The sequence below is a fragment of the Nonomuraea sp. NPDC004354 genome, assembly GCF_053602555.1.
This window is the reverse complement of record NZ_JBSGDV010000004.1, coordinates 450,720-461,106: the sequence shown is the minus strand read 5'-3', so window position 1 is coordinate 461,106 and position 10,387 is coordinate 450,720. Positions and strand designations below refer to the sequence as shown.

Sequence of the window (10,387 nt, the reverse complement as noted above, 5' to 3'; positions counted from 1 at the left end):
GGATCTGCCCGCCCGGTCCGGAAGGGTGAGCGGGTGGTGCCGCTCACCAGGACGGATCAATCATCACACGTGCCACATCTTGATCAGAGAAGGCGGATCGTACGATACTGCGGCGGAGAGTCACTTATGTCGCAAGAGTTAGCTTTTGCGACGCGTGTTGCTCCCTGACATGTTTGGAGTGGGGATCATCGCCATGTCGGTTGCCGCGGGCGCTGTCGCGACCACGCCACGAGTGCTTCCTTTCTATCGGGCCATCCCCCGCCTGATGAGGGACCCTGTCGACGAACTGGCGAAGGCGGGCATGGAGGCGGGCGGGCGGATCGTCCGCCTGGACCTCGGCCCGTTCAGGCCCTATCTGATCTCCCACCCTGACCACGTGCAGCAGGTGCTGAAGACCGACTGGTCCAACTTCGTGCGCGAGGGCATGTTCTGGCGGCCGCTGCAGCGCCTGATCGGCCACAGCATCCTGGGGGACGGGGAGGCCTGGGAGTCCAGCCGCAAGATCCTCCAGCCGCTGTTCACCGCGAGGTACACCGCCTCGCTGGCCGAGGACATGGCCGACGTCATCGCCGAGTCCATCCTCGAACTGGACGACCACGCGAACACCGGCCGGCTGGTCGAAGGCGGTCACCAGATGACGACGATCGTCAACCAGGCCGTCATCAAGGTCCTCTTCGGCGGGCGGATCTCCCGCGACGTCGCCGAGCGGCTGTCGCCCGAGTTCTCCACGTGCGCGACGTCGATCGCCTTCCGGCTGATGTTCCCGTTCGTGCCGTACTCCATCAAGGTGCCGGGGGACCGGGCCTTCCTGGCGGCCGCCAGGAAGGTCGACGAGATCGTCTTCCCGCTGATCGAGCAGGCGCGCGAGGAGAACACGGGCAGCAAGGAGGTGGTCTCGGCGTTGATCGGCGCCAGGATCGCCGCGGACGGCGAGGCGGACCTGCGGCAGATCCGCGACGACCTGGTCAGCATCTACGGCGCGGCTTCGGAGACCACGGCGATGTCGCTGACCTGGCTGTGGTCGGTGCTGCACGACCATCCCGAGGTGTACGCCCGGTTACAGCAGGAGATCGACGAGGTCGTCGGCGACGGGCCGGTGCGCCCGGCCGACGTCGCGAAGCTCCGGTACCTCCGCATGGTGCTGCAGGAACTGCTGCGCGTCTACCCGTCAGGCTGGATCATCCCCCGCCAGACCGTGGCGGACACCGAGATCGGCGGCGTCCCGATCAAGGCCGGGTCGCAGGTGCTGGTCAGCCCGTACACGACCCACCGGCTGGCCGACTTCTGGGACCGGCCGCTGGAGTTCGACCCTGAGCGCTGGGCGACGGAGAACACCGAGCGGCGGCACCGCTACAGCTTCATCCCCTTCGGCGCCGGCCCGCACGTCTGCCTCGGCCAGCACCTGTTCTACGTGGAAGCCCCGCTGGTGATCGCCAACCTGCTGCGCAGGTACCGGGTGGAACTGACCAACCCGCAGCGCCTCACGCCCGTGCCGGGCGCGTCGGTGCGGCCGAAGGAGAAGCTCATGCTGAAGCTGGTGCCGAGGGCGCGGGACTGACGGGTGAGCGAGCGAAACAGACCGGCACGGCCGACGGAGGTGGGCGGGTGAGCATCACCGCTCAGGGAGTACCGGAGACGATCCCGGCCGCGGACGCGCTGCTGACCGATCTCATGCGCAGGCCGTGGGGCCAGGTCTCCCCGTCGGTCTACGAGACCGGCCGGCTGGTCACCCTGGCTCCGTGGCTGGTCGGGCACGAGGAGCGGCTCGCCTTCCTGGTGGCCACCCAGCGGCCGGACGGCAGCTGGGGGGCGCCGGACGGCTACGGCCTCGTGCCGACGCTGAGCGCCACCGAGGCGATCCTGTCGGCGCTGCTGCGCGACGACCACGGCGCCCCCGGCGCCGACCGGCACCCCTTCGAGTCCGAGGACGGCGACCGGCACGGCCTCGAAGGGGCTGAGCGGCACGGCCTCGAAGGGGCTGACCGGTACTCCCTCGGCGAGGCCGACCGGCGCCGCCTCGAGGAGGCGGCCCGGCGCGGCCTGCGTGCTCTGGCCGACTACCTGGGCGCGCGGCGGGAACTTCCCGACATGCCGGCGATCGAGCACATCGTGCCCTCGCTCGTGGCGCTCATCAACCAGCACGTGCAGGCGCTGCCTGGCCAGCCGCCGCTGCCGCTGCCCGACGACATGAGCTACGACACGCTCGCGCTGATCAGGTCGTGGATCGCGGCGGGGACGGAAGTCCCGGAGAAACTGCTGCACGCCCTGGAGATCGCGGGCCCGGCGGCCAGCGGCGCGCCCGCGGTCGCCCCGACGGCGATCGGCACCGTCGGGGCATCGCCCGCGGCCACCGCGGCCTGGCTGGGAGAGCGCGGGTGGCGCGACGCGGACGACCCGGCGCGCAGCCACCTCGAGGCGCTCGCCCGGCGGCACGGCGGCCCCGTGCCCGTCGGGGTGCCGATCACGGTGTTCGAGCGGGGCTGGGTGCTCAGCTGGCTGATCCGCGCCGGAGTGCCGATCGACGTGCCGCCGGAGATGGTCGCCGATCTCAGGGCGGCGATCGGGCCCGCCGGGACGCCCGCCGGACCGGGGCTCCCGGCCGACGCCGACACGACGTCGGTGGCGCTGTACGCGCTGTCGCTGCTCGGCGCGCCGTACGAGCCGGACAGCCTGTGGGCCTTCCACTCCGGCACGCACTTCTCCACCTGGCCGGGGGAGCAGGGCTCCTCCGTCAGCGTCAACGCGCACGTGCTGGACGCCTTCGGCCAGTACGTCGCGCGCCGCCCCGCCGCCGCCGACCGCTACGGCGCGGCCATCACCGGAACGGCCGAGTGGATCCGGGACCGGCAGCGGCCCGACGGGAGCTGGGACGACCGCTGGCACGCGTCGCCGTACTACGCCACGGCCAGCTGCGCACTGGCCCTCGACGAGTTCGGCGGCGAGGAGTCGGCGGCTGCCGTGCGCGCCGCCGCCGACTGGGTGCTGGACGGCCAGCGCGCCGACGGGTCGTGGGGGCGGTGGGAGGGCACCGCGGAGGAGACCGCCTACGCCATGATGACGCTGCTGCTGACCGGCCCGCGCGGGAGCGACCCGCGGCGTGCCGAGGCGGCGGCCCGCGGCCACGCCCATCTGGTGCGTTCGGCGGGTGCCGACCATCCGCCGCTGTGGCACGACAAGGACCTCTACACGCCGGTCGCCGTGGTCCGCGCCGCGGTGCTCGCCTCCTCCTACCTCGCCCAGCAGTACTAGCCGGCCCGGCCGTCCGGGCGGCCACCGGCCTCGGCGGTGTCGGCCGCCAGGTCCCCGACGGTGTAGGCGTGGGTGTCCCTGGCCATGTACCAGCGGCCGTTGAACGCCACGCTCCTGTTCTGGCCGTCGGCGATGCCGGCCAGTTCGGCCGGCATCTTCGCGAGCTCGGCCGTGAAGTCCGCCTCGAGCGCGTCGATGTGCGCCGCGATCCGGGGGATCGCCGCCGTGGCGGTCATGCCGGCGCGCTCCAGGATGCTGACGGCGTTCGGCTTGCCCTCCGCCTTCTCCCGCTGGAACGTCCTGATGTCGTTGGCCAGCCGCAGGCAGGAGGCGCCCAGATCCGTGGCCGGCTCGATCGCCGTCCAGTGCGCCGCCTCGGCAGGCTCGGGGCCGCAGACGATCAGGGCCGCCGACCACCAGCTGTGATAGAGGATGGTCAGCATCCCGTTGGCGAGATAGGCGTCGTACGACGGCCACGGCTGCCTTCGGGCGGCCCAGGCGCGCTCGCGGTTCATGGCCTCGCCCGCCAGCTGTAGCTGCCGTGCCAGGGCCGGCACGTGGACGGAGGCGCCCGGACGGTCGTGAAGGCGGCGGCACCACTGCGCCCAGGCGCTCAGGACCTGGGCGGGCGGGCTCTCGGAACCGTCCGCGTGAGAGCGGCCGGTGAGGATCGCGGGAAGCTCGGTGAAGAACGCCGCGACCTCAGGCTCGGACCACTGCCCGGCGATGCTGTCGGCGATGTCGTCGACACCGAACAGGATGGTGGTCAGCGCGCCGAGATCGGCGATCTGGTCACGGCGGGCGTGCGGGAAGGTGGCCGCCGCCGACAGGCAGCTGAAGGCGAGCCTGCTGGCCGAGCTCCGGCCGTCGGCGTACAGCACGGGATAGGGGCGCAGGAGCGCCGCGGCCTCGTCGACCGCGTCGAGCGCCGCCCGCAGGACCACCTCCCGGTCCTCGGCGGGCACCCCTGCCAGCTGGTGCGATCCGGTGAGCAGGCGGTCCGCGAGGTCGTTGCGGATGCCGAAGTATGCCTCTGCGTCCGAGCCACTCATGTGACGACAATACCGTTGTGTGATCTTATTAGACGACTAAGGTGACAAAGCAGGATGACAGGTCGGAAAACCCAGTTGTTGGTTGAGCAAGATCATGCTCCTTGCTAGAGTTCTCGGGTTGCTCGCGCCTGCATGCAATCAGATGACTTCGCAGAGTAGGTACTATGCCCCCCCGCAATTCCCGACTGCGGACAAAAATCACGGCTTTGCTCCTCTCCCTGACAGCGCTGTGGGCGTTCGCGGCCTGGGTCACCTTGCGTGAAGGCGTCAACCTGCTGTGGGTCACCCAACTGGACAGCAGCGTGGTCAGCCCCAGCGAACCGCTGCTCGTCGAGCTCCAGCGGGAACGCAGGGCCTCGATGATCCACCTGGGAGAAGCCTCCACACGCTCCAGGGAGGAGCTGCGCAAGCAGCGCCAGCGGGTGGACCGTACCCTGGCCGACTTCGAGACCTCGGCGCGCGCCGACATCGTCGAGTGGGCCGCCGACGACGAGGGTGAGAAGCGGCTCGCCGAGATGTTCGGCAAGCTCGACGGTCTCGCGGACATCCGGCGGGCCGTCGACACGGGGCGCATGAACCGGATCAGGTCCAGCCAGGCCTTCGCCGACCTCGTCGGCTCCTTCTACCGGATGTACGGCTCGATGGCGACGCTTGACGACAAGACGCTCGCCAAGGACGCCCGCACCCTCATGGCGCTGAGCAGGGCGCGAGAGATCATGGCCACCGAGGACGCCCTGCTGGCCGGCGCGCTCGCCGCGGGCCGGTTGAGCGTCGAGGAGCACGCGCAGTTCATCAGGACCGTGGGCGCCTGGCGCGACGTCGCCGAGCAGGCGGCCGCCGAGCTGCCGAGCGCCGACCGGGCCGCCTACGACAAGCTTCTCAGCGGCCCGGTGTTCACCCGGCTGGGCGAGCTCGAGAACCTGCTCGCCGAATACGGCCAGAGCACCCAGAGCATCCCGTTCGGCGCCGAGCAGTGGAAGGCGACCACCGAGCAGGCCCTGGCCGACTTCAACACCATGGTGCTCACGGCCGGAGACGGCGTGGTCGACCGCGCGACGCCCGTCGCGGCCGGCGTCGTCGTGCGGCTGGTGCTGGCCGGCGGCCTGGGACTCATCGCGGTCATCGCCTCGATCGTCCTGTCCATCACCACGGCGCGGTCGCTGTTCGCGCAGCTGCAGAAACTCCGCGACGCGGCGCACGAGCTGTCCGACGAGCGGCTGCCCCGGGTGGTCGAACGCATCGGGCACGGCGAGCACGTCGACGTCGCCGTCGAGGCGCCCCCGCTCCAGTTCGGCGCCGACGAGATCGGCCAGGTCGGCCAGGCGTTCAACACCGTGCAGGAGACCGCCATCCGCATCGCCGCCGAGCAGGCCGCGCTGCGGCAGAGCATCCGCGACATCCTGCTCAGCCTGGCCCGCCGTACGCAGGGGCTGGTGCACCGGCAGCTCAGCGTGCTGGACGTGATGGAGCGGCGCGAGACCGACCCGGAGGACCTGAAGGAGCTCTTCCGGCTGGACCACCTGGCCATCCGCATGCGCCGCAACGCCGAGAACCTGATCGTGCTGTCCGGCGCCTCGCCGGCGCGTACCTGGCGCAACTCGGTGCCCATGGTCGACGTGGTCCGCGGCGCGCTGGCCGAGGTCGAGGACTACACGCGGGTGGACATCCTCCCGATGGGCGACGTCGTTCTCGTGGGCCGGGCCGTCGGTGACGTCATCCACCTGCTGGCCGAGCTCATCGAGAACGCCGCCTCGTTCTCCCCGCCCTACACCAACGTCCAGGTCGGCGGGCAGTTCGTGGCCAACGGCTACGTCGTGGAGGTCGAGGACCGCGGCCTCGGCATGAAGCCCGAGGACCTGGACGCCGCCAACGACCGCATCGCCAACCCGCCCGAGTTCCGCATCACCGGCACCACCGCGCGCCTCGGCCTGTACGTGGTCAGCCGCCTGGCCGAACGCCACGGGATCCAGGTGTCGCTGCGCTCCTCGGCGTACGGGGGGACCACGGTCGTGGTGCTGCTGCCGCGCGAGCTCGTCGAGACGGACCAGGGACGACCCGACGACGACCCGGAGGCCGACCTGCCCGCGGGTCTGCCGCGCAGGCAGACCGCGGCGCCCGCGGCCGGGCGCACGGCCACCTTCACCGCGCCCCGGCCGCGCACCGCGCAGCACTCCGACATGGCCCACCTGTCCGACCTGGCCCAGCTCTCCGAGATCGCACAGGTCTCCGACCTGGCACAGCGCTCCGGTACGGCCCAGCGCTCCGGTAGCGCGCAGCGCCCGCACCCGGATCTGGACCCGCACCCGGACCCGGACTCGCGCCCAGGACCGGACTCGCGGCCAGGACAGGACTCCCGCCCGCAGCTGGACCGCCGCCCGGTCCGGGACTCCCGCCCAGCGCCGGACTCCCGCCCGGAGCTCGACTCCCGCCCGGGGTCGCAGCCGCGCTCGGCGCCGCAGCTCCGCACGGTGCCGCCGCTCGGCGGCCCCGACACGACGCCCGCTCCCGGCGCCGCTGCGCCATCACCCGGCGCCGCGCCGTCCAGCACCGCGTCGCCCGCCGCCGACCTGCCCAAGTCCCCGCCGGCCGGCCGTACCCCGTCCGGGCTGCCGCTCAGGGTGCCCCAGGCCAACCTGGCCCCCGCGCTGCGCGACGAAGCCCCCGCCACGCCGCCGAGCCGGCAGGACGACGGTGACGAGCGCTCGCCGGAGGAGATCAGGGCCATGATGGGCTCGCTGCAGATGGGCAGCAAGCTCGGCAGGTCCGAGGCGGCCAAGCTCATGCAGGACGATCGGTCGGGAGACGACGAGTGACCAGTACCAGCCCAGATCTGAACTGGCTGCTGGACGATCTGATCAGCCGGGTCGGCAACACCGAGCACGCCATCGTGCTGTCCTCCGACGGGTTGCTGATGGCCTCCTCCGCGGGGTTGGAACGCACCGACGGCGAACACCTGTCCGCCGTGGCCTCCGGGGTGCAGAGCCTGGCCAGGGGAGTCGCCGAGCACGTGAAGGGCGGCGCGGTCCGCCAGACGGTCATCGAGTGGAAGTCCGGCTTCCTCATCGTCAGCGTGGCGGGGGAGCGGGCCTGCCTGGCCGTCCTCTGCGACCAGGCGGCCGACATCGGCCTGGTCGCCTACGAGATGGCCATGCTCGTCGCCCGCGTCGGCCAGTACCTCACCTCGGAGGCGCGCACCACTCTGGCGCAGGGCGGGGGCGAACGGTGAGCCGGCCGGACGAGCCCGCCGACGGCACCTGGGTCGATCCGCAGGTCGTCCGGCCCTACGTGGTCACGCGCGGGCGTACCCAGCCTGCCAGTGGCACGTTCGACATGATCTCCATGGCGCTCGCTCTGGGGCCGGTGCCGGGCCCGGAGTCCGGCCTGGACCCCGAGCACCTGTCGATCCTGCGGATCTGCCGCGTGCCGAAGTCCGTCGCCGAGATCGCCGCGGACCTCGACCTGCCCATCAACACGATCCGCGTGCTTCTCGGGGATCTGTACGAACGGAATCTCGTCTCCGCGCAGGAACCACACTACGAGGCGGACATGAACGACATGAACCTCTACCGGGCGGTGCTCGATGGCCTTCGGGCGCTCTGACGGGCCGCGCATGCCGACCGCGATCAAGATCCTGGTCGCGGGTGGCTTCGGCGCGGGCAAGACCACCATGGTGGGCGCGGTCTCCGAGATCAAGCCGTTGCGGACCGAGGAGGCCCTGACCGACCGCAGCGTCGGCGTGGACGACCTGTCCGGTGTGAGCGACAAGCGCACGACGACCGTCGCGATGGACTTCGGCCGCATCACGATCAGCAAGGACTACGTCCTCTACCTGTTCGGCACCCCCGGCCAGGAGCGGTTCTGGTTCGTCTGGGACGAGCTGGCCGAAGGCTCGCTGGGGGCCGTCGTGCTGGCCGACACCCGGCGCCTGGCCGACTGCTTCCCGTCGATCGACTACTTCGAACGGCGGGGCACGCCCTTCGTGGTCGCGGTGAACGCCTTCGAGGGCGCCCCCACCTACGAGCTGGACGAGGTACGGCTCGCGCTCCAGCTCAGCCCGTCGATCCCCATCGTGATGTGCGACGCCAGGAAGCGGCAGTCGAGCCGCGACGTGCTCGTCGCGCTGGTGAAGCACGCGGCCGAGATGCGCGTGGAGGCGGTCGGCGGCTGACCCGCGACCTCCGAGCCGCCTGAGCGTGGCGGCGGTCGGCGGCTGACCTGCGCATGCCGGTGGTCGGCGGCTGACCCGCGACCTTCGCACCGCGCGGCCCGGGCCAGGGCCCCGCGGCTGCGGGGGCGCCGCTCGCCGTCATGAATCTACTTTGTAAAGGGCCCGGGGTCCCTTTCGGCACAACTTGCGGAGTGTTTTGCTCCGCTATAGTGTGCCCACATATCGGAGTGATTTGCTCCGGTATGGAAGGGGACGGCAGCGGCGGCCCCTGCGTCGCGCCGAGCCTCGTCCCGGCAGGCGAGCGGTTCCCCGCTGACGGCCCGTGGTCCCGCACGGATGCGAGGAGAGCGAATGCACGACGACCGGGCGGCGCACGACGGTGCCGCGACGCGGCGCGAGTTCCTGGGATGGCTGTCGAAGGCCGGGGTCCTGGTCGCCGGGGCGGGTGCGGCGACGGCGTCGTGGCCCGCGCCCGCCGGCGCCGCGACCGGCGGGCCGGGAGCCGGCATCACCGTGCTGCGCGACGCGACGGTGATCGACGGGCTCGGCGGGCCGCCCCTTCGGGACGCGACGGTCGTGCTGGCGGGCGACCGGATCGCGTGGGTCGGCCGGCGGACGGGCGCTCCCGTTCCCGCCGGGGCCAGGTCGGTCGACCTGCGCGGCAAGTACGTGATCCCGGGGCTGTGGGAGATGCACGCGCACACCGAGCTCGACAAGCTGGATCTGCACCTGCCGTTGTACCTGGCCAACGGGGTGACCGGCATCCGGGAGATGTGGGGTACCCCTGACCGTCACGACCTGCGGCGCAGGCTGGAGGCCGGCGACCTGGCCGGGCCGCGCATGGTGCTGGCGGGCAACATCCTCGACGGGCAGGAGTCGTTCCTCGGGGCCTTCCCCATCCGTACGGTCACCTCGGAGGCCGACGCGCGTGAGGCGGTGCGGGAGACCCGGCGGGACGGTGCCGACCTGGTCAAGGTCTACTCCTTGCTGCCCCGGCACCTGTACGCCGCGATCGCGGACGAGGCCGGGCGGCAGGGCCTGCCGTTCGCCGGTCACCTGTCGGACCACGTGTCGCTCTGGGAGGCCGCCGAGCTCGGCCAGCGCAGCGTGGAGCACCTGTTCGGGACGTTCTTCGCGACGTCGCGCGACGAGGCCGCCTTCCGCCGCCTGATCGGCGGGACCCCGGTGGGGGCCAAGGGCGGGCCGTACCCCTGGTTCGTCTGGGTGCGGGAGCTGGAACGGCAGGCCGTCGCCACCTACGACGCGCGCAGGGCGGGGCGGCTGTTCGCCCGGCTGGCGGAGCGGGGCACCTGGCAGACCCCGACGTTGGCCGCGTCGCGTGTGTCCGCCTCGCCGGCGGGCACCTTTCGCGGCGACTGGCGGCTGAAGTACCTGCCGCGCGGTACCGAGGAGTACTGGGAGGGGGACCTCGGCGCCCCGGCCACGCCCGAGGAGGTCGCGTCGCAGCGTGAGTACTTCCAGGCGAGGTTGCGCGTCGTCGGCGAGATGCGCCGGGCGGGCGTGGGGATCCTCGCCGGGACCGACAGCAACCAGCCGTACGTCTTTCCCGGCTTCGGGCTGCACGACGAGCTGGGCCTGCTGGTCGAGGCGGGGCTGACGCCGATGCAGGCGCTGCGGAGCGCGACCGCGGACGCCGCGCGCCACCTGGGGTGGGAGCGGGACACGGGCACCGTCACCGCGGGGAAGCTGGCCGACCTGGTCGTCCTGGACGCCGACCCGCTGCGGGACATCGGGAACACGCGGCGGATCCACGCGGTGGTCAGCAGGGGCCGTCTCATCTCCGCCGCCGAACGGGAGGGGATGCTGGCGGCGGTGGAGGCCGCCGCGAAGGAGCACCCGCCGGCGGGGACGACGGCCGCCGCGGGCGCGATGGCCGGATGCTGCTGACCGGCGACGG

General features: G+C 72.1%; 8 protein-coding genes. 7 read left to right on the top strand and 1 reads right to left on the bottom strand.

The genetic code is table 11. The features are described 5' to 3' along the window. The first annotated feature begins 169 nt into the window (after positions 1–169). On the top strand, positions 170–1,558 hold the full coding sequence (locus ACWENQ_RS16940; protein ID WP_452414939.1) for a cytochrome P450: 1,389 nt from the start codon (positions 170–172) through the stop codon (positions 1,556–1,558). A 47-nt stretch (positions 1,559–1,605) separates the two neighbouring features. After that, a complete protein-coding gene (locus tag ACWENQ_RS16935; RefSeq protein WP_452414938.1) occupies positions 1,606–3,249 on the top strand; it encodes a prenyltransferase/squalene oxidase repeat-containing protein in 1,644 nt (547 codons plus the stop codon). Here the strand turns inward: ACWENQ_RS16935 and ACWENQ_RS16930 are convergent. Next, the gene (locus ACWENQ_RS16930) at positions 3,246–4,301 is read right to left on the bottom strand and encodes a terpene synthase family protein (protein ID WP_452414936.1); all 1,056 of its coding nucleotides are present in this window, start codon (positions 4,299–4,301) and stop codon (positions 3,246–3,248) included. The genes ACWENQ_RS16935 and ACWENQ_RS16930 overlap by 4 nt on opposite strands. A 206-nt stretch (positions 4,302–4,507) precedes the next feature. Here ACWENQ_RS16930 and ACWENQ_RS16925 point away from each other — a divergent pair, with 206 nt between their 5' ends. The 5 genes from ACWENQ_RS16925 to ACWENQ_RS16905 all read left to right on the top strand — a co-directional run bounded on the left by ACWENQ_RS16925 (position 4,508) and on the right by ACWENQ_RS16905 (position 10,377). Continuing rightward, complete coding sequence (locus ACWENQ_RS16925; RefSeq protein WP_452414935.1) at positions 4,508–7,114, top strand: nitrate- and nitrite sensing domain-containing protein; 2,607 nt, start codon at positions 4,508–4,510, stop codon at positions 7,112–7,114. Then, entirely contained in the window at positions 7,111–7,527 is a 417-nt protein-coding gene (locus tag ACWENQ_RS16920) for a roadblock/LC7 domain-containing protein (RefSeq protein ID WP_449918828.1), read from the top strand. The genes ACWENQ_RS16925 and ACWENQ_RS16920 overlap by 4 nt, the downstream gene beginning before the upstream one ends. Then, entirely contained in the window at positions 7,524–7,901 is a 378-nt protein-coding gene (locus tag ACWENQ_RS16915; protein WP_354908079.1) for a DUF742 domain-containing protein, read from the top strand. Before ACWENQ_RS16920 ends, ACWENQ_RS16915 begins: the two co-directional genes overlap by 4 nt. After that, positions 7,882–8,469 (top strand): GTP-binding protein, encoded by a 588-nt coding sequence (locus ACWENQ_RS16910; RefSeq protein ID WP_354908080.1) that lies wholly within the window; start codon positions 7,882–7,884, stop codon positions 8,467–8,469. Before ACWENQ_RS16915 ends, ACWENQ_RS16910 begins: the two co-directional genes overlap by 20 nt. A 351-nt stretch (positions 8,470–8,820) precedes the next feature. Then, entirely contained in the window at positions 8,821–10,377 is a 1,557-nt protein-coding gene (locus ACWENQ_RS16905) for an amidohydrolase family protein (RefSeq protein ID WP_452414933.1), read from the top strand. Positions 10,378–10,387: the final 10 nt, after the last annotated feature.